The following is a 20,475-nucleotide window of genomic DNA, read 5'->3' on the forward strand; positions in this document are numbered from 1 at the left end:
TCGTTTGTTTACTCGCTTTTCTTCTTGTTAGGATTTAGTAAAATGGCATAAACTTCAATTCCAAATCCAGTTAATACAATCATAGGAGCTAATCGAATTCTTCTGAAATTGTAAATCTCAGGATTAAAAACATTAGGATCGTCACTTCCACCTCCTGCCATTAGGATAAAACCTAAGGCAATTACAGCAATACCAATTGCCATTACTACATAGTTTTTCTTCCCAAAAACGAAATCTGGTTTGTGCACTGTGCTATTGTTGGATTGTTTGCTCATGAATGTCGTTATTTATGTTGTTGTTCTATCTAGGTGTACAAGGAAGATAGAATTCCAATGTTTATGTTTTTATAACTATTGTTCTTCTTGAATTTCATTAAAAATTACACGATCATCTACTGTCAATTTAGAGATATGTCCCATAATTTTATCACGTGTAAATATAGTCCATCTATGAATAGAATACAAAGTAACTTTTTTGCCTATTAATTCTTCTTGTAATTGTTGGATAGTCAATCCTTGCTCTAATCCTCGATTGATATAATAGTAATGATCATCATTTTCTAAAGTAATGGCGATATCAAAACCGCTTTTCTCTTCTACTTTGGCAACAACGCCAGTAATTTCTATAACGTCATCAGGTTGTACATCTCGTATTGGTTTAAACGTTTGAATGGCAACCCACATAAAAATGATGAACAATACCGATGATATGGAAAAGAAAATTCTTCCGGTTTTTTTCATGATAGCTTCAGATAATTAATAGTATAATTCATCAGTTCTAAGATTAAGAAAACGCTGAGTAGCGAAGAAAGTACTAAGCCATGTGATAAAAACACCTATTCCAAAAACTCCTCCAAATAAACCAATGAGTAAGATTTTGTCATTCAATAAACCTAGTTCAGGAAAAGCCTGATCCAAATAATATAATACAACTCCTACTCCTATTAATGCAACAATTGCTCCGATCATACCTAGACGAATACTCTTCCAAACAAAGGGTCTACGGATGAATTTTTTGGTAGCACCTACCATTTGCATCGTTTTAATAATAAAACGTTTTGAGTATACAGACAATCGTATGGAACTATTGATAAGTAACACCGCAATAAATGTGAAAATCCCACTAATAAGTAATACCCAAAAACTTATTTTTTTGATATTGTCATTTAGTAGCGAGATTAAAGGTTTGTCATAAATTACTTCGTCTACAAAATCTTTCTTAGTAATGCTTGTGGTTATTTCATCAATTTTTACTTGATCTACAAAATCGGCTTTAAGAAATACATCGATAGAATTTTGTAAAGGATTATATCCTAGAAAATCCATAAAGTTTTCTCCAATATCTTTACTATGCTCTTCTGCCGCTTCATCTTTGGAAATATAGGTAGTTGACTTTGTGTATTCTGCCAAAGCTAGACTTTTTTCCATTTGTTTAATTTCTACCTCTTTGGCAGTGTCTTTTAAGTAGATAGTTAGCGCTATCTTTTCTTTAAAATGATCGGCTACCTTTTTGGTATTCAACACCAAAAGACCTAATAATCCCAATAAAAAAAGTACCAGAGAAATACTAATCACCACAGAGAAATAAGAAGATATAAGTCTGCGTTTCTGATATTTTTCAAAGGATGAGCTCATAAAGATTTGTTTTGCAGGTAAAAATAATAAAGTTAATAGACTTTTGATGCTAAATACATCTCATTTCAGAATTAGTTGCACTAATAATTAAGATCAATTTATAATAATCTTTTACCTAATTTTAGTTTCTTTATCAGATAACGTAAACTTACAAACATTGTTATTTTTAATATAACCAAATCATATGCATACAGTAATAATTGGTATAGGAGGAGTAGGAGGATATTTTGGAGGTAAGATTGCTTTTTCGGGTCAGAAAGTATCTATGCTGGCAAGAGGAGCACATCTCGAAGCGATACTCCAAGATGGATTGCAAGTAAAGAGTATTGAAGGAGATTTTATTACAGCACCTTTTTTGGTAACGGATAATATACATCAAATTGATAAAGCCGATTTAATATTGATTTGTACAAAATCATGGCAAGTTAAAGACGCTGCCGAAATCATAAAACCATTACTTAAAGATACTACTGTTGTAATTCCGTTACAAAATGGAGCTGATAATGCAGAAAAGATCATTTCCGTAATTGATAAGAAATATGTATTAGGAGGTTTATGCAAAATCTACAGCAAGATCGAATCACCAGGAATAATTTCACATTTTGGACACCCACCAGAGATTATTTTTGGAGAATTAGATAAGAGTAAATCAGATCGACTACTTCGTATAAAAGAAGTATTTGATAAAGCAGGTTTTAAAAATAAAATTTCTGAGGATATTCAGGTAGATATTTGGAGTAAGTTTATGTTTATAGCCACAGTAAGTGGATTGGGAGCGTTAACCAGAGCTACCATTGGAGAGATGTTTGCGCATCCAGAACTTAATAGTATATTGAGAGCTACAGCTTCCGAAATTTATCAAGTTGCTATTGCGAAAAAAGTAGCAATGCCTCCGACCATTGTAGAAGGTATCATGAATTTTATCAAAAATCAGCCTTATGATGCCACAGCATCTACCCAAAGAGATATTATGGAAGGTAGACCTTCAGAGCTAGAAAATTTTAATGGTTTTATTGTAAATGAAGGTAAAAAACTAGGTATAGATACACCTACAAATACGTTTATTTATAGTTGCTTACAACCAATGGAAGCAAAAGCTCGAAGCACTAAAAACTAACCTAAAAAACTATAGGAAACTCACATAAAATCGTAAATTTGCGGTCTTAATTTCAGATCATGAGTTACGACTTTAATACGATTGAAGCCAAATGGCAGGCTTATTGGGCAGAGAATGGAACATTCAAAGCTGAAAATAATAGCGATAAACCAAAATATTATGTATTGGACATGTTTCCTTATCCTTCTGGAGCAGGATTACACGTTGGGCATCCATTAGGTTATATTGCCAGTGATATCTATGCACGATACAAGCGTCATAAAGGTTTTAACGTATTACATCCGCAAGGATACGACTCTTTTGGATTACCGGCTGAACAATACGCGATTCAGACTGGACAGCATCCCGCAATTACCACCAAAGAGAATATTGCCCGTTACAGAGAGCAGTTAGATAAAATAGGGTTCTCTTTTGATTGGAGTAGAGAGGTGAAAACTAGTGATCCAAAATTCTATAAATGGACGCAGTGGATTTTTATCCAACTTTTTGATTCCTGGTATGATAATGATGCTGATAAAGCAAGAGCTATAAATGAACTGGAAGAAGTTTTTTCTAATGAAGGGAATACAACTATAAATGCTGTTTGTGATGAAGATGTGGTTACTTTCTCTGTTGAGGAGTGGAATGATTTTTCGTCCTTAGAAAAACAAGAAGTCCTTCTAAAATATAGATTGACATATTTAGCAGAAACCGAAGTGAATTGGTGTCCAAAACTAGGTACTGTTTTGGCAAATGATGAAATTGTAAATGGAGTTTCTGAACGTGGTGGTCATCCGGTAATTCGTAAAAAAATGACTCAGTGGAGTATGCGAATTTCTGCATACGCACAACGTTTATTGGATGGATTAACAACGATAGATTGGCCACAACCATTAAAAGATTCTCAGACTAATTGGATTGGTCGTTCTCAAGGAGCGAGTGTTACTTTTAATGTAAAAGATCATGATGAGGTAATAGAAGTATTTACTACAAGACCTGATACTATTTTCGGAGTAAGTTTTATGACATTAGCACCAGAACATGAATTGGTAACTAAGATTACTACTCCAGAACAAAAAGCAGAGATCGAAGCATATATTGAAGCTACAGCAAAACGAAGTGAACGTGATCGTATGGCAGATGTAAAAACCATTAGTGGAGTGTTTACAGGAGCTTATGCAGAACATCCTTTTACCAAAGAACCTGTGCCGATTTGGATTGGAGATTATGTATTAGCAGGTTATGGTACTGGAGCAGTGATGGCGGTTCCTTGTGGAGATCAACGTGATTATGACTTTGCAAAACATTTTGGGATTGAGATTCCTAACATTTTTGATGGAGTAGACATCAGCGAAGAAGCTTTTGCGGATAAAGAAAAAACAATCATTGCGAATTCAGATTTTTTAGATGGTCTGAATTATAAGAAGGCAATGAAAAGAGCGATTTACGAATTAGAGAAAATCGGTCAAGGAAAGGGTAAAATTAATTACCGATTACGTGATGCGGTATTTAGCCGTCAGCGATATTGGGGAGAACCCTTTCCAGTATATTATGTAGATGGAATGCCGCAGATGATAGATCTGCAACATCTGCCTATTGAGTTGCCAGAAGTTGAAAAATATTTGCCAACTGCAACTGGAGAACCACCTTTAGGTCGTGCTGATGTTTGGGCATGGTGTACAGAAACCAATAAAGTGGTTAGTAATGAAAAAATAGATAACACTAGCGTTTTTCCATTAGAGTTGAATACAATGCCTGGTTGGGCTGGAAGTTCGTATTACTTTAATAGGTATATGGATCCTAATAATGATGAGGTAGTATTTTCTAAAGAAGCAATCAACTATTGGAAAGAGGTAGATCTATATATAGGAGGTAGCGAACATGCAACAGGACATTTATTATATGCACGTTTTTGGCAGAAATTCTTATTTGATCGTGAAATCGTTCCTGTAGATGAATTTGCTAAAAAGCTAATCAACCAAGGAATGATTTTGGGAACAAGTGCTATTGTGTATAGGATAAGTGGTACGAATACATATGTTTCTAAAGGACTTAAGGATCAGTATAAGAATCAGATTGAAGAACTTCGCGTAGATGTAAATATGATTAATGCTTCAGATGAGTTGGATCCAAACGATTTAAGAAATTGGCAACCACAATTTGAAGATGCTGAATTTGAACTAGAAGATGGGAAATATATTGTTGGGCGTGAGGTCGAAAAAATGTCTAAAAGATGGTTTAATGTTGTAAACCCAGATGGAGTTTGTGAGCAGTATGGAGCGGATAGTTTACGCTTGTATGAAATGTTTTTAGGACCACTAGAGCAAGCAAAGCCTTGGAATACTGCGGGTATTACAGGAGTGCATGGATTTTTGAAGAAGCTTTGGAAGCTATATCATAATGGAGAAGAGTTTGGTGTAACTGATGCAGAACCTTCTAAGGATAACTTAAAGACACTGCATAAAACGATTAAAAAAGTAGAAGAAGATATAGAGAACTTCTCTTTTAATACTTCTGTAAGTACATTTATGATTGCCGTAAATGAATTAACTGCTCAAAAATGTAATGCTAGAGCAATTTTAGAACCACTACTAGTACTGGTATCTCCATATGCACCGCATATTGCAGAAGAATTATGGAGTAAATTAGGTCATAATGATTCCATTGCTACAGCAGCATTTCCAATATTTGAAGAGAAACATTTGGTGGAAAGCTCAAAACAATATCCGATATCTTTTAACGGAAAAATGCGTTTTACCATGGAACTTCCCTTAGATATGAGTAAAGAGGATATTGAAGCAGCAGTAATGGCTCACGAAAAGACACAACAACAACTTGCAGGACGAGAACCGAAAAAAGTGATCGTAGTGCCTGGTAAAATTGTGAACATCGTAGGGTGATTTTTGGAAAGAAATTTATGTCAGTCTGAGCCTGTCGAAGACTTTTTTTGTATTATAACACTTCGACAAGCTTAGTGTGACTACGATAGGCTTACAGTTTTTTATCAACAGATATGATCGATTCCATAGAAATATTAGGATTAATAGCCGCTGTATTAACTACAGTGGCTTTTTTGCCTCAAGTATACAAGACCTGGAAAACAAAATCTGCAGAAAGTTTATCGATGACGATGTTATTGGTTTTTGAAAGTGGCGTTCTTTGTTGGTTGGTTTACGGTTTTTTGATCGATAGCTTTCCTGTAATTTTGGCAAATGCGATTACTGCAGTATCAGGAATTTTTCTACTTTATTTTAAATTTCGTTATAAAAACTAAATAAAATTAACGACTCTCTTGTTTTTTAACAACTTTCAATATGTTTTCCTAAATTACGGATAAGATATTTTTTAAAGGTATTTTATTGTTTTATTTCAAGAAAACATCTATTTTCGACCCAAAATTAAGAATATGATAATTGGTGTTCCTAAGGAAATCAAAAATAACGAGAACAGAGTAGGTGTAACACCTGCCGGAACAATGGCACTCGTTAAAAATGGTCACACTGTTTTCATTCAGCAAAATGCTGGTCTTCAGAGTGGTTTTAGTGATGAAGAATATATAGAAGCTGGAGCTAAAATATTACCTACAATAGAAGAGGTTTATGCTACTGCTGAAATGATTATTAAGGTTAAGGAACCTATTGAACCAGAATATAAATTGATTAAAAAGGATCAATTATTATTCACATATTTTCACTTTGCTTCTAGCGAGCCTTTAACAAAGGCTATGATCGAAAGTGGATCCGTTTGTATTTCTTATGAAACTGTAGAAGATCCAGATCGTAGTTTGCCTTTACTGACTCCGATGAGTGAAGTAGCTGGTAGAATGTCGATACAGCAAGGTGCTAAGTATCTAGAGAAACCATTAAAGGGAAGAGGAATTCTTTTAGGTGGTGTTCCGGGAGTTGCTCCTGCCAAAGTTTTAATCTTGGGTGGAGGTGTTGTAGGAACGCAAGCTGCTAAAATGGCAGCAGGAATGGGTGCTGATGTTACGATCCTAGATATTAGTATGAAAAGATTACGTTATTTAGATGATGTAATGCCTGCTAATGTAAATACTGAATTCTCTAACGAATATACTATTCGTAAACATATAAAAACTTCTGATTTAATCATTGGAGGAGTATTAATTCCTGGGGCTAAAGCTCCAAAGTTAATCACACGCGATATGCTTAAGGATATGCGTACGGGTACTGTATTGGTTGATGTTGCTGTTGATCAAGGTGGTTGTTTCGAAACTACAAAACCTACTACACATCAGGATCCTGTTTATATTATTGATGATGTAGTACATTATTCTGTGGCAAATATGCCAGGAGCGGTACCATATACATCTACTTTGGCATTAACCAATGTAACTTTGTCATACGCAATTCAATTGGCAAATAAAGGTTGGAAAGCCGCTTGTGCAGATAACGAACCACTTAGAAAAGGATTGAATGTGATTAATGGAGCTGTAGTGTATCCTGCTATTTCAGAGGCATTTAACCTTCCTTTGGAAGATGTAAATAACTATTTAAGTTAAACTCGACTTATTGGCTAACTCAAGTTTATTTAACTGAAAACCTCGTCTTTATGGCGAGGTTTTTGCTTTTATTATCGTAACTTTAATCTTAAAAGTATTTAATTATGATGGGATATTATATCATAGCGGGTGTTATCTTTTTGGTGAGCTCCTATGTAAGCAATAAATTAAAAAGTAAGTTCAAACATTATTCAAGGGTGCAATTGCGTAATGGAATGAGTGGAGCAGAGATCGCTCAAAAAATGTTAGATGATAATGGAATCAGAGACGTACAAGTTATATCTACACCTGGTATGCTAACGGATCATTATAACCCTAGAAATAAAACTGTAAACCTTAGTGAGGGAGTATATAATCAACGAAATGCGGCCGCTGCAGCAGTAGCAGCTCATGAGGTTGGCCATGCAGTACAGCATGCTACAGCATATAGCTGGTTAACGATGAGGTCTAAAATTGTTCCTGCGGTAGGAATAGCTAGTAAGTTCTCTAACATTGTAATAATGGTAGGTCTAGCTTTGTCTGTAGGCGGTAGTGTATTTGGAAATTTTGTTCTCCTACTCGGTATTATATTGTTCGCTGTTACTACTTTATTTACATTTATTACGCTGCCTGTAGAGTATGATGCAAGTAATAGAGCGCTTGCTTGGTTAGAAGATGCTAATATGGTTACCAGTGAAGAATATGATGGTGCCAAAGATGCTTTAAAATGGGCGGCAAGAACGTATTTAGTAGCAGCTTTAGGATCACTAGCTACGTTACTTTATTTTATTTCAATGTTTTTAGGAAGAAGGGATTAGTAATTGCGAAAACTCGTAGTTTTTCTTATTCAAAGATCAAATATGTGTATCTTTTGCCTTTAATTTTGATAGACTAATAATGTCGAATAAAAAGGTGATTGTTATTGGTGCTGGACCAGCTGGTTTAGCAGCGGCCTACCAATTGATGAAGAATAATGTGCAAGTGGTGGTTTTTGAAACTTCTCCCTTCGTTGGAGGGATGTCCAGGAGCTTTGATCTTTGGGGTCAACGAGTAGATCTAGGACCTCATAGATTTTTTTCTAAAGACCCTAGGATTAATGCTTTTTTTGATGAATTGATTAAGGAAGATTTTACCCAAGTAGAGAGGTTAACAAGAATCTTTTACAACAAGAACTTTTTTGATTACCCGCTAAAAATTTTTAATGTATTGGGTAATCTTAGTCTTATAACTATCACAGGCATTCTCTATTATTATGCAAAACAACGGGTTTTTCCTATAAAGAATCCAGATACTTTCGAAAAATGGGTGACAAATCGCTTTGGTAAAAAGCTCTACACCATTTTTTTTAAATATTATACCGAAAAGCTTTGGGGCATTCCATGCTCCAAAATAGATGCAGATTGGGCGGCACAACGGATCAAAGGATTGTCACTTTTTGAAGCTGTTTGGAGTGCTTTTAAGGGAAATCGAGGAAATAAACATAAAACGTTGGTTGATGAGTTCTCTTATCCCAAAAATGGAACAGGAACGTTGTATGAACGTGCGGCTGAATATGTAATAGAAAAAGGTGGAATTATCCATAAAAATACTCCAATTCAAAACATTGTTATTGAAGACGGTGTGTGTACAGGAGTCACTACAAAAGATGGAGAACAATATTCTGCTGATCATGTGATATCTTCTATGCCTCTTACCTATCTATTGCATGGTATGAATGATGTTCCTGAAGAAGTTTTGAAGTCAGTGGACAGATTATATTTTCGAAATACTATTCTAGTATATCTAGAAATAGATAGGAAAGATTTGTTTGAAGATAATTGGATTTATGTGCATTCTCCAGAAGTCAAACATGGAAGAATTACCAATTTTAGGAATTGGTGTCCAAGTTTGAATAGAGGAAAGAAGACTACGATTTTATGTTTAGAATTTTGGGCTTTTGATTCGGATCCTATTTGGAAAGAGACGGATCAATATCTTGGTGATTTAGCAATCAAAGAGCTTAAGGCTTTGAAATTAATAGAAGAAACAGAAGTAGTAGAAAATACGAAGATTGTAAGAGTTCCAAAATGCTATCCTGTGTATGAAATTGGATATAGATCTCATTTAGACATTATTGAAAATTATTTGATGGGGATCAATAAATTAACTCCGATAGGTAGATATGGAGCATTTAAATATAATAATCAAGATCATTCTATTTTAATGGGCATTCTTGCTGCTGAGAATATTGTAAACAATACTCATGTAGATTTGTGGAAAATTAATACAGATACAGGATATCAGGAAGATGGAGAGGTTAAAGATGTTTTGATACAGTAAAACAAAAGCATTTGGATTAGTTTAAGCTGTATTTAGAGTTTTTTATTGTAGAATACTTCATTCTAATTTTTTTCTGTGGATTATTAAAACTATATCATTACAACCTAATACTGCAAACAGAAGATAAGCTGGTAAAATAGGAACGAAAAAGCGAGAAGCTCCCAGAGGTCCGGTTAAAATAACTATATATAACACTACTGATAATATAATAAGTATCGTAAGATTTGCTTTTTTGTAATTTTTGATCCAGAACCAAATAAACCCCACTGCTTTAATCAGGTTAAAAAATAGGATTATAAAAAATGAAATGAATAAGAAGATATTTTGAGATTTTAAAAAGTTAAAAGCGCCCTTTAATCCACTATTATTTAAATGATGTAAAATTCCGAGTTCAGAATTCTCTGATTCAATCTTAAAAAAGTTAGCAATATCAAATCTACCAGGATCTATAAAAATTCTAAAACATCCTTTTAAATGAAAAAGACCATACCCTAGTAAATCCTCTTTGATGTATCCAATAGATGTGTTTTTTATATAATTTTGACGTTCGGGATAGCTTTTTATTTCCTTGGATTTAGAGAGTATAGAATCATTAATAGCTATGGCTTTTTGAGCACCATATTTGTTTTGATGAAAATATTTCACATTCCATTCTAGTAAGTTGAAATTCTGCATGCTAGAAAAATCAGTGCTACCTGTTCTTGTATAATTCCAGAAACTGTACAAAACAAAAATTGAAATTGGTATGATCGAACTCAGAAATCCCCATCTTATTTTAGTTTTCTTATAGATTAAGTAGGTAAGTACTATATTAGGAATAATGAATAGATAAAAAACGGGTTTAATTAAAAATCCAAGAGCAATAAATAGTTGAAAAATAATAAGTTTTTTCCAGGATGGGTTTTGAATAAGCCGATGTAAGCTGTAAAATAAAATAATGATCATGAACTGAAAAAATATTTCACTCATGATTAAATTGCTGTAAATAAACTGGTTTAAAGAAGTGCCTATAAATAAAAAATATAATGCAGTATTTATTTTAAAAGAATGCTCCTCAAATATTTTTCTGATTAATATTAAAGAAATTACTGATAGTACATTTTGAAACAGTAAGATTCCAATGTTAAATTTTAAAAATAAAGAGCTTATTAGAATAAATATTGAATAAAGTGGTGGTCTTCGATTGTAATTACGTAAATCAATGTTGCTATTTAAGTCTCCACAATAAAACTCAAATTCATATAGAATATTTTCCGATAGCTTATAGTATTCAAAGGAATCGATAATGAAATAATCTCCAATCCAAATCTTAATAATGAAAAATAAAAGATGAATTCCAATTAGACCTAGAATAAAGCTTTTGTTGCTAATTTTCATCTGTTTCTTAGATTTTTATTTGTCGACTAATTTGTTGATCTAAGGAAATAAAGGTTTCTGTTCGTGAAACACCTTCTATTGCCTGAATTTCTTTATTAAGAACATTCATTAAATGTTCATTGTCTTTACAAAGAATTTTAATAAAAATAGACCAATTTCCGGTGGTGTAATGGCATTCTATTACTTCTGGGATGTCTTTAAGTTGCTTTACAGCTTTAGGGTTGCTTACAGCTTTATCTAGATAAACACCGACAAATGCCATGGTTTTATATCCAAGTATCTTTGGGTCAATGATAAATTTGGATCCAGTAATAAGTCCTGATGCTTCTAGTTTTCTTAATCTCTGATGAATAGCAGCACCTGATATGCCAATTTTTCTTGCAATTTCTAGGATGGGTCTTCGTGCATCTTCCATAAGATTGCGAAGAATCTCTTTGTCTATACCATCAATTTTTAAGTTGCCGTATTGCCCTTTCATAAAAAAGAAGTTTCAAATCTTAACCAAAAATAAGGTATTAGATATAAAATTGAAACTCTTGTAGGGATTATCCTTTTACACCATCAGGATTATAGCCCAGGTATTCCCGATCAATTTCTTTGAATATAATTCCGTATTCTTCTAGTTCTTTAAGAATTGGTGTGTATACTTCTTCCTGAATTGGTATTTGAACTCCTGGAGTCGTGATTTCTTTATTCAGGATTTTTAATGTAGCTATTGCAACAGGAAGTCCAACGGTTTTTGCCATAGCAGTATACTTTTGATCTTCTCCGATACTTACCATTGTGGCATCTATTTGTTTACGTTCGCCATTTATTTCATAACCAAATTTATGATACATAACGATCATATCCTTATCTCCATGATCTAAAGTCCATTTATCCATTAGTATTTTTTGCAGAATTTGCGCTGGTGTAGCATTTGGAATTCCAACTTTTTTATTGGTATTGAAAATATCTAACTCTAATAATTTATCCCATATGATATCGTCCTGATCAATTTTGAGATAATGACGCAGTTTTAATTCCACAGAATCTGTAGGGGAATATGCAAGGAAAGAGTTCGTGAAATCACGATAACTCATGTGTTCCGAGTTTTCTAGTGTATAATCATCGGCAGTCATACCTAACTGCACAAAAATATTCCAGGCTTTAGAAAAACCAACTCTTCTAATAGTTCCTCTGTATAAAGTTAAAATATCATCTAAACCATAAATACTTTGATATTTTAGAGAATTTCGATTGGCATAGGCTTCAAATCTACCATATTCTTCTACTTCCAAAAACTCAGTTCTTCTAAACAGTTTGTGATATGGGATGTATTTATAAGTTCCTTCTTGCAAGAACTCAGCAGCTCCTCCTTGTCCAGCAACAACTACATTTCTTGGATTCCATGTGAATTTATAATTCCAAAGATTAGTGTCACTTTCTGGTGCTACAAGGCCACCAGTGAAAGATTCGAATAATATTATTTTTCCGCCCTGATTTCTAATTCTGTCTATCACTTGCATAGCACTCATGTGATCGATGCCTGGATCTACACCAATCTCGTTCATGAAAACAAGGCCTTTATTGGTTGCTTCCTGATCTAGAGCTTTCATTTCATCACTTACATAAGAAGCTGTAACCATTGATTTTTCAAATCGAAGACAATCTTTAGCAACTTCTATATGAAATCTAGCAGGAAGCATAGATACTACAATATCGGCTGATTTTATGGCTTCTTCCCTCGATTTTTGATCAAAAACATCTAGAGCAATTGCATTGGTATTAGGATGATTTGCAGCAAGTTCTTCTGCATTAGTTAGAGAGATATCTCCGATAGTAATGTGTAAATTTTCAGAAGAAGATTTGTCTTGAAAATACTTGATTAAAACAGCAGTTGATTTACCTGCACCAATGACCAATATCTTTCTCATAACTAATGATTATTTTGATAACTTTGATACGAAAGTAATGAATACATCAAAAAGTAAGATCTTGATTTTGTAGTATTCGTTATGTTTTTCTCTAAAATATGTCTAAAAATCATTTTTTAAACCAAAAAATGATCAATTGTTGCAAAAAAAAGAATGAATAAAACAATTTTGATTACTGGTGCTATATTAGCTTTATTAGCTGTTTTGTTAGGTGCATTTGGAGCACATGGATTGGAAAAATTAGTGGATGCCAAGAATATCAATTCTTTTCAAACTGGGGTTCGGTATCAAATGTATCATGCAATTGGTTGTCTTATCTTAGGAAATATGAATATGCTACAACAGCTTCATAAAAGACGTGTTTTTTATTTATTCCTGATAGGAATTATTCTTTTTTCGGGATCGATCTATTTATTAGTGCTAGATGAAGTGCTGGGAATTTCTCTGGAAAGCATTGGTTTTATTACACCTTTAGGAGGTTCTGTTTTAATTTTGGGATGGATTTTCTTTATGATTTATCTCAGTAAGATTAAGTGATTTTTTTGACGGTTGGTGTACTTTTTATTTATAATTTTGCCACACATAACAAACACAACATATTTTTATGGAACCACTGTATCCAATTACGAAAACGATTTCGTTAAAGCATTACGGTATTGAAAATGCGACAATACGTTACCAATTATCTCCTGATGAACTTCAGGAAGAAACGGTACAAAAAAAACAAGGAAGAATTACAAAATCAGGCACACTTGCTGTGAATACAGGTGAGTTTACAGGTCGCTCTCCAATGGATCGTTTTATTGTAAAAGACCAAATTACTGAAGAAAAGATTTGGTGGGGTGATATTAACATTCCTTTTGAGCCAGATGCATTTGATGCTTTATATGATAAAGTGATCACTTATCTTTCTGGGAAAGAAATATTTGTTAGAGATAGTTATGCGTGTGCAGACCCTGATTACAAATTAAACATTAGGGTAATTAATGAATATCCTTGGTCAAATATGTTTGCTTATAATATGTTTTTAAGGCCAACGGAAGAGGAGTTAAAAGATTTTGATCCTGAGTGGACGGTAATTAATGCTCCTGGTTTTATGGCAGATGCTGCCGTAGATGGAACACGTCAGCATAATTTTGCTATTCTAAATTTTACTAGAAAAATTGCACTTATAGGAGGAACAGGCTATACAGGTGAAATTAAAAAGGGAATTTTCTCTGCTTTGAATTTTATCTTGCCAGTATATAAAAATACCTTGCCAATGCATTGCTCGGCTAATGTTGGTGAAAAAGGAGATACAGCCATATTTTTTGGATTATCAGGTACAGGAAAAACAACCTTATCTACAGATCCCGATAGAAAGCTTATTGGTGATGATGAGCATGGATGGACAAAAGAAAATACTATTTTTAATTTTGAAGGAGGATGTTATGCAAAAGTGATTGATCTGTCTGCTGAGAAAGAACCTGAGATATATGGAGCGATTAAAAAAGGAGCTATTTTAGAGAACGTTATTATAGATGATAACGGAGAAGTAGATTATTCAGATACTTCAATTACACAAAATACAAGAGTAAGTTACCCAATACATCATATTGAAAATATTCAGGATTCTTCTATTGGAAAAAACCCAAAAAACATTTTCTTTTTAACGGCAGATGCGTTTGGAGTAATTCCTCCTATTTCTAAGTTAACGCCTAGTCAAGCAGCATACCACTTTATCTCAGGATATACAGCAAAAGTTGCGGGTACAGAGGCAGGAGTTGTAGAGCCTACTCCGTCATTCTCTGCTTGTTTTGGTGCTCCATTTATGCCTTTACACCCAGCGAAATATGCAGAAATGCTTATTGACAAAATGAAAGATACTGGAGTAAATGTTTGGTTGGTAAACACTGGATGGACAGGTGGTCCTTATGGTGTTGGTACCAGAATAAAACTGAAATATACGCGAGCAATGATTCAGGCAGTACTGAACGGAGATTTAGGTCTGTATTCTTATGATAACTATCATATTCATTCGGTATTTGGGGTAGCACAACCAAGAGAATGTCCTGGAGTTCCTACTAGTGTGCTTAGTCCTAGAGCAACGTGGAATGATGATGAAGCTTATTATAAGACAGCATTTAAACTAACAAATGCATTTAGAGAGAATTTTAAAAAGTTTGAATCTTATGCGAATGAAGAAATTCGTAGAGGTGGACCACAGCGATATGCTTTTTAAATAAATAAAAAGTAATAGATATTAAAAAGCCTGAAATTTAAATTTCAGGCTTTTTAGTTTTATATCGAAATAAAAAAATGTCTTATTTTTTATTAGCTTCTTTAATATATTTCTGAAGCGCCATGGTCATAGAAGGAGTTTCAGGCGTAGGAGCTTGAATATTCACTACTAAATCATGTTCTTCGGCTGCTTTTACAGTAGAATTACCGAAAACTGCTATACGCGTATTGTTTTGCTTAAAATCTGGAAAGTTTTCAAATAATGATTTGATTCCAGAAGGGCTAAAGAATACTAAAATATCATAAAATACATCGCGTAAATCAGAAAGATCACTCACTACTGTTCTGTAAAAAATAGCTTGTTTCCAGTCTACTTTCAATGAATTTAAAGTGTCTGGAATTAAAGGTTTTAATTGATCGGAAGAAGGAAGTAAGAACTTTTCATTTTTGTACTTTTTAATCAAAGGTGTTAGTTCTTGGAATGTACGTTTCCCTACATAAATCTTTCTCTTTCTATAAACTACATATTTCTGAAGATAATATGCTACAGCTTCACTCTGGCAGAAATATTTAAGAGTATCAGGTACTTTAAAACGCATTTCGTCAGCGATTCTAAAAAAGTGGTCAACAGAATTTCTACTGGTAAGTATAATTGCTGTGTATTGAGATAAATCTACCTTTTGTTGTCTCACTTCTTTCGCATCTACTCCCTCAACGTGAATAAACGGTATAAAGTCAATTTTTACCTTTTCCTTTTCTTCAAGATCGAAATAAGGCGAATTCTCTACTTTAGGCTCTGGCTGAGACACCAAAATCGTTTTCACTTTCATATATAATCTTTATTAGTACACGTATTCCTAAATTATGCCATTAGTTTGTAAAGCATAAAATAGGGCGCGATTTCAAGTGCGCAAAGATACAAAATAAAATAAAACAAGTTCTTTAAAATAATGTTTTCATTTCGTTTATAGGCAGAAAAGAGAGTGATTAAGTTAAGTAGTACCAAAGATCCTATAATAATTAGAAGAACAATTTTTGAAGGTTTTGCAGTATAAATGAAGAATAAATTAAGAGGTAATAAAATTACGCCTAAAAAATTACGATATGATATTTTATAGAATAAATAATCGTCTATCAAGGATTCTATAGAAAAAACAATAGAAACAATTTTTTCGATTAAAATTTTGCATAGAAATACGAATAAATAGAGTAAAGTGATCTTGAAATAGAATAACATATTTAATTCGTTTACTTTCCATTGAAAAGTTTCAACGCATAGATATGCAAATAAAGACACAGACAGTATTTGCACTAATATTAGTATTGCATTAAATGCATTAGAGAGTTTATTCCCCTTATGATTTAATACCACATACTTATTTGTGTTAAAAAGCATTGTAAATTCATGAAACAATACTGAGTTCATGAGTTTTGCAGTAGCTAACAATATAAAACATACCAGAAATATAATGGTAATCCAGTCGCTTGTTATAATTTCTCTTGTAATAACTTCCATAATTGATGCTCCAAAATTAAATCATAGTTGCTACATAAGAAAATGAAAATAAAGTAAATAAAGATGCAACACTAATTTCTTCTGGTAGTTATATTATTAAACTATATTTTTACTGAAAAAAACTGGAAATAATCTAGTGATTATTTAGTTATATTTGCCTGAAAATACCCAGATGGTAGACGCCTTAGTAATTATACCTACCTATAATGAAATTGAAAATGTAGAGCGTATTATTAAAAATGTGCTTGCATTACAGCGTGATTTCGATATACTGATTGTAGATGATAACTCTCCTGACGGAACTGCGGCAAAAGTTAAAGAGCTGCAAGAAATATATGGAGAACATTTGTTTTTATTAGAAAGAGAAGGTAAACTTGGTTTAGGAACAGCCTATATTACGGGCTTTAAATGGGCTTTGGAAAATTCGTATGAATATATCTTTGAAATGGATGCTGATTTTTCTCATAACCCTAATGATTTAATAAGGTTGTATAATGCTTGTGCCAAAGGATCATCTCATGTGGCCATAGGATCAAGATACGTAACTGGAGTGAATGTGGTCAATTGGCCAATGAGTAGAGTATTACTCTCTTGGTTAGCCTCAAAATATGTGCGTCTAATTACAGGTATGAATATCCATGACACAACAGCAGGTTTTGTATGTTATAAAAGAGAGGTTTTAGAAAAAATAAATCTTGATAAAATTAAATTTGTTGGGTATGCTTTTCAAATCGAAATGAAGTTTAAGGCTTATCTCCTTAAGTTTAAAATAAAAGAAGTCCCAGTAATTTTTACAGATAGAACACGTGGTGCTTCTAAGATGAGTAAAGGAATCATTTCAGAGGCGATTTTTGGAGTTTTGGGAATGAAATTAAAGAGTTTGTTTAATAGTTATGATATATAATTATGAATAGTGTATTGATTAAAAACGCGAACATTGTTAATGAAGGAAAAATTTTCAATGGAGACGTATATATAGAAAATGGGTTTTTCAAAGAAATTGCAGCACAGATAAGTGCAAAATCTCCAGATGTTCAGGTTTTTGATGCAGAAGGGAAGTACCTATTTCCTGGGGTAATCGATGATCAGGTTCATTTTAGAGAGCCAGGATTAACACACAAAGCAACTATCGAAACTGAGTCTAAAGCTGCTGTTGCAGGAGGAATAACTTCTTTTATAGAAATGCCTAATACAAATCCTCAGACAACAACGGTAGAAAAACTTGAAGAAAAGTTTGATATCGCAGCTAAAACTAGTTATGCGAATTATTCTTTTATGTTTGGAGGAACTAACGATAACTTAGAAGAGATAATAAAGTTAGATCCATCTAAAGTGGCAGGGCTTAAATTATTCCTTGGGTCTTCTACAGGAAATATGTTAGTGGATAATCCAGAAGTATTAGAAAAGATTTTTTCATCGACGGATTTAGTAATATCGGTTCATTGTGAGGATGAAGAGACGATTAGAAATAATACAGCAAAGTATAAAGAACAATATGGGGATGACATTCCTATCGAAATGCATCCGGTAATAAGAAGTGAAGAAGCTTGTTACTTATCTTCTTCTAGTGCTGTAGCATTAGCTAAAAAAACTGGAGCTAGATTACATGTATTTCATCTTTCTACAGCAAAAGAACTGGAACTTTTTACCAATAAAATTCCTCTGAAAGAGAAAAAAATAACTGCAGAAGTTTGTATACATCATCTTTGGTTTTCTGATGAAGATTATAAGCAAAAGGGAACTCTTATTAAATGGAATCCTGCAGTGAAAACTGCTAAAGATCGAGATGCATTATTTGAAGCATTATTGGCAGATAAATTAGATGTAATTGCTACGGATCATGCGCCACATACAAAAGAAGAGAAGAGTAATGTATACACCAAAGCACCATCAGGTGGTCCTTTAGTGCAACATGCTTTGCCAGCGATGTTAGAGTTTTATCACAGAGGTAAAATTTCATTAGAAAAAATCGCCGAAAAAATGTGTCATAATCCTGCAATTCTTTTTCAAGTATCAAAAAGAGGGTATATTAAAGAAGGATATTGTGCAGATGCTGTTTTGGTAGATTTGAATGCGCCTTGGACTGTAAACTCAGATAATATTGCGTACAAATGTGGGTGGTCTCCTTTTGAGGGGACAACTTTTAAATCTAGAATTACGCATACTTTTATTAATGGAAGTTTGGTGTATAAGAACTTTAAGTTCTATGATGTTAAAAATGCACAAAGATTAACTTTTGATCGTTAAGAAAAGCTTCAATTTTATATTGGTAAAACTTTTGAATTATACAATAAAGTTGATGTGTGTAGTTCTCGGTTTTATGGTTAGTTCTTGATAATCATTAAAATTAAAATATGTGAAAAAAAGTGTTGTTTATAGTGCTTTATTATTGATACTCGTAGGGTTCTCTTGTCAAAATCTGGATAAGATTGATAAACCCGAAAACTTTATCGAGGAAGATAAGATGATTGAGATACTTACGGATATAGCTTTTGTGAAAGCTGCTAAAGGAAGTTATAAAAAGGTTTTTGATATCGAAAAAATAAATCCAGAGTTATATATATTAGAAAAACATGGTGTCGATAGCTTAGTGTTTGCAGAAAACAATAGATGGTATATTAGCAAGCTCGATGACTACGAAAAAATATTCAATAAGGTAAAAAAGAATATAGAAGTCTCAAAAATTAAGTTTGAGAAACTTAAGAAGGAAGAGGATTCGTTAAAAAAGATAGAAGACTCTTTGAAACGAATCAAAAATGGTCTTGAAAATGAAAAAATACTACCATCTGATTTAGATAAATTAGAATCAATAGAAGAAGAATTGATGAATGCGGAGATGGAAAATGCTGTTAAAAAGAGGGTTAAGTCTTCTTCTCCTTCAGGAAAAAAGAAGCAGTAGTTTCTATAGCATTTTCTATTGGTAAGAAATCATAGGATAATTCCTTTTTGATTTTATCATTCTCATAGAAAGAATTTGTAAACGCACTTTTTATAGAAGACTTAAATAGAATTTTTTTAGTTCTAAAAAGGAAATGACTAAATTCTTGAATATAATATGCTATTTTAATCGTTAACGGAGAAACCTTCTTTTTGGGAATTGATTTTTGTAAAGCTTTTGCAATAAGAGTAAACGCATTTTTAAAGCTCAAATTTTCGGCAACTACCACATAACGTTGATTTTTAATAGTGCTATTTGTGAGACGATACATGATTTCTATTACATCCTCCACAGCAACATAGCCAGTAGTTCCATTGGTGTAATAAGGCATTCCCTTGTGTATTTTTTTAAATAAAAAACCACTTCCAGAATTGTAAAAACCACGACCTATAATTATTCCAGGATTTACAATGACTGCATCTAATCCTTCCTGAGTACCTCTCCATACTTCCATTTCTGCTCCATATTTAGTGATGGCATAAACAGAATCGGAAATTTCAGGATTCCATTCTGAATTTTCATTAATAGGATTTTGTAATGCGTTTTCACTTAATGTTGCAATAGAGCTTACATAACATAGTTTTTGAACATTGTTTAATAAAGATAGATTTACAATGTTTGCAGTTCCTTCAATATTTGTTTTTCTTAATTTTTTGAAATGTGAAGGATTAAAAGAAATCATGGCAGCACAATGATAAACATGAGTGATGTCTACAAAGGCTTTAGTTAATTCAGGAATGTCATTCAGATCAGTTTTAATCCATTCAATAGTATCAAATGCTTCTCGATCTTCCGGATTACAGCACTTTAAATAGATGCTTTTTGCATAATCTTTTTTTGTTGCTGTTCTGTATGTGGCTCGTATCTGATGTTTTTCTTTTAATAGTTTGATCAGTAAATGAGTGCCCACTAAACCTGTTGCTCCGGTAACTAAAATCATTCTTCTTCTTCTGGAATA

At 33.0% G+C, this 20,475-nt stretch carries 20 protein-coding genes; 11 read left to right on the forward strand and 9 right to left on the reverse strand.

Annotated features, from left to right (window positions below; all coding sequences use genetic code 11):
* Nucleotides 1-8 precede the first annotated feature (8 nt).
* The 3 genes from Q1B37_RS08410 to Q1B37_RS08420 form a co-directional block, all read right to left on the reverse strand.
* Entirely contained in the window at nt 9-275 is a 267-nt protein-coding gene (locus tag Q1B37_RS08410; protein WP_299897797.1) for a DUF3098 domain-containing protein, read from the reverse strand.
* Between the two features lie 75 nt (nt 276-350).
* A complete protein-coding gene (locus Q1B37_RS08415; protein WP_299897802.1) occupies nt 351-740 on the reverse strand; it encodes a hypothetical protein in 390 nt (129 codons plus the stop codon).
* A 15-nt stretch (nt 741-755) separates the two neighbouring features.
* A complete protein-coding gene (locus tag Q1B37_RS08420; protein ID WP_299605071.1) occupies nt 756-1,634 on the reverse strand; it encodes a permease-like cell division protein FtsX in 879 nt (292 codons plus the stop codon).
* A 184-nt stretch (nt 1,635-1,818) separates the two neighbouring features.
* Here Q1B37_RS08420 and Q1B37_RS08425 point away from each other — a divergent pair, with 184 nt between their 5' ends.
* From Q1B37_RS08425 to Q1B37_RS08450, 6 genes are all read left to right on the forward strand, one after another.
* Nucleotides 1,819-2,751, forward strand: coding sequence for a 2-dehydropantoate 2-reductase (locus Q1B37_RS08425; RefSeq protein WP_299897805.1), 933 nt, complete (start codon nt 1,819-1,821; stop codon nt 2,749-2,751).
* Between the two features lie 59 nt (nt 2,752-2,810).
* The gene (gene leuS, locus Q1B37_RS08430; protein WP_299897808.1) at nt 2,811-5,630 is read left to right on the forward strand and encodes a leucine--tRNA ligase; all 2,820 of its coding nucleotides are present in this window, start codon (nt 2,811-2,813) and stop codon (nt 5,628-5,630) included.
* Between the two features lie 113 nt (nt 5,631-5,743).
* Entirely contained in the window at nt 5,744-6,004 is a 261-nt protein-coding gene (locus Q1B37_RS08435) for a SemiSWEET family sugar transporter (protein WP_299897811.1), read from the forward strand.
* A gap of 132 nt (nt 6,005-6,136) precedes the next feature.
* Nucleotides 6,137-7,252 (forward strand): alanine dehydrogenase, encoded by a 1,116-nt coding sequence (ald, locus tag Q1B37_RS08440; protein ID WP_299897814.1) that lies wholly within the window; start codon nt 6,137-6,139, stop codon nt 7,250-7,252.
* A 104-nt stretch (nt 7,253-7,356) separates the two neighbouring features.
* Nucleotides 7,357-8,049, forward strand: a complete 693-nt coding sequence (locus Q1B37_RS08445) for a zinc metallopeptidase (protein ID WP_299897815.1) — start codon at nt 7,357-7,359, stop codon at nt 8,047-8,049.
* Nucleotides 8,050-8,128: 79 nt separating this feature from the next.
* Nucleotides 8,129-9,550, forward strand: a complete 1,422-nt coding sequence (locus tag Q1B37_RS08450; protein WP_299897816.1) for an FAD-dependent oxidoreductase — start codon at nt 8,129-8,131, stop codon at nt 9,548-9,550.
* A 57-nt stretch (nt 9,551-9,607) separates the two neighbouring features.
* On the opposite strand, the gene Q1B37_RS08455 is transcribed toward Q1B37_RS08450, so the two are convergent.
* From Q1B37_RS08455 to Q1B37_RS08465, 3 genes are all read right to left on the reverse strand, one after another.
* The gene (locus Q1B37_RS08455; RefSeq protein ID WP_299897818.1) at nt 9,608-10,927 is read right to left on the reverse strand and encodes a glycosyltransferase family 39 protein; all 1,320 of its coding nucleotides are present in this window, start codon (nt 10,925-10,927) and stop codon (nt 9,608-9,610) included.
* Between the two features lie 7 nt (nt 10,928-10,934).
* Nucleotides 10,935-11,405 (reverse strand): Lrp/AsnC ligand binding domain-containing protein, encoded by a 471-nt coding sequence (locus tag Q1B37_RS08460; protein WP_299605089.1) that lies wholly within the window; start codon nt 11,403-11,405, stop codon nt 10,935-10,937.
* 67 nt (nt 11,406-11,472) lie between these two features.
* Nucleotides 11,473-12,843: a saccharopine dehydrogenase C-terminal domain-containing protein gene (locus Q1B37_RS08465; protein ID WP_299897819.1), complete on the reverse strand. Its 1,371-nt coding sequence runs from the start codon at nt 12,841-12,843 to the stop codon at nt 11,473-11,475.
* A gap of 153 nt (nt 12,844-12,996) precedes the next feature.
* Between Q1B37_RS08465 and Q1B37_RS08470 the strand changes: the two genes are divergently transcribed.
* Complete coding sequence (locus tag Q1B37_RS08470; RefSeq protein ID WP_299897822.1) at nt 12,997-13,380, forward strand: DUF423 domain-containing protein; 384 nt, start codon at nt 12,997-12,999, stop codon at nt 13,378-13,380.
* A 67-nt stretch (nt 13,381-13,447) separates the two neighbouring features.
* Complete coding sequence (gene pckA / locus Q1B37_RS08475) at nt 13,448-15,064, forward strand: phosphoenolpyruvate carboxykinase (ATP) (RefSeq protein ID WP_299897825.1); 1,617 nt, start codon at nt 13,448-13,450, stop codon at nt 15,062-15,064.
* An 82-nt stretch (nt 15,065-15,146) separates the two neighbouring features.
* Here the strand turns inward: pckA and Q1B37_RS08480 are convergent, their stop codons facing one another.
* Entirely contained in the window at nt 15,147-15,893 is a 747-nt protein-coding gene (locus tag Q1B37_RS08480) for a uroporphyrinogen-III synthase (RefSeq protein WP_299897828.1), read from the reverse strand.
* A 32-nt stretch (nt 15,894-15,925) separates the two neighbouring features.
* Nucleotides 15,926-16,579, reverse strand: coding sequence for a DUF4271 domain-containing protein (locus Q1B37_RS24240; protein ID WP_366944311.1), 654 nt, complete (start codon nt 16,577-16,579; stop codon nt 15,926-15,928).
* 172 nt (nt 16,580-16,751) lie between these two features.
* On the opposite strand from Q1B37_RS24240, the gene Q1B37_RS08485 reads away from it, so the two are divergent.
* From Q1B37_RS08485 to Q1B37_RS08495, 3 genes are all read left to right on the forward strand, one after another.
* Nucleotides 16,752-17,483 carry a polyprenol monophosphomannose synthase gene (locus Q1B37_RS08485; RefSeq protein ID WP_299605103.1) on the forward strand — a complete coding sequence of 244 codons (732 nt, stop codon included), beginning with the start codon at nt 16,752-16,754 and terminating at the stop codon, nt 17,481-17,483.
* Nucleotides 17,484-17,485: 2 nt separating this feature from the next.
* On the forward strand, nt 17,486-18,826 hold the full coding sequence (locus tag Q1B37_RS08490; protein ID WP_299605105.1) for a dihydroorotase: 1,341 nt from the start codon (nt 17,486-17,488) through the stop codon (nt 18,824-18,826).
* 109 nt (nt 18,827-18,935) lie between these two features.
* Nucleotides 18,936-19,478, forward strand: coding sequence for a DUF4296 domain-containing protein (locus Q1B37_RS08495; protein ID WP_299897831.1), 543 nt, complete (start codon nt 18,936-18,938; stop codon nt 19,476-19,478).
* On the opposite strand, the gene Q1B37_RS08500 is transcribed toward Q1B37_RS08495, so the two are convergent.
* Nucleotides 19,441-20,457 carry an NAD-dependent epimerase/dehydratase family protein gene (locus tag Q1B37_RS08500; RefSeq protein WP_299897834.1) on the reverse strand — a complete coding sequence of 339 codons (1,017 nt, stop codon included), beginning with the start codon at nt 20,455-20,457 and terminating at the stop codon, nt 19,441-19,443. The two genes, Q1B37_RS08495 and Q1B37_RS08500, sit on opposite strands and share 38 nt — an antisense overlap.
* Nucleotides 20,458-20,475: the final 18 nt, after the last annotated feature.

Origin of the sequence: uncultured Aquimarina sp., assembly GCF_947492965.1 — a bacterium.
Lineage (GTDB): Bacteria > Bacteroidota > Bacteroidia > Flavobacteriales > Flavobacteriaceae > Aquimarina.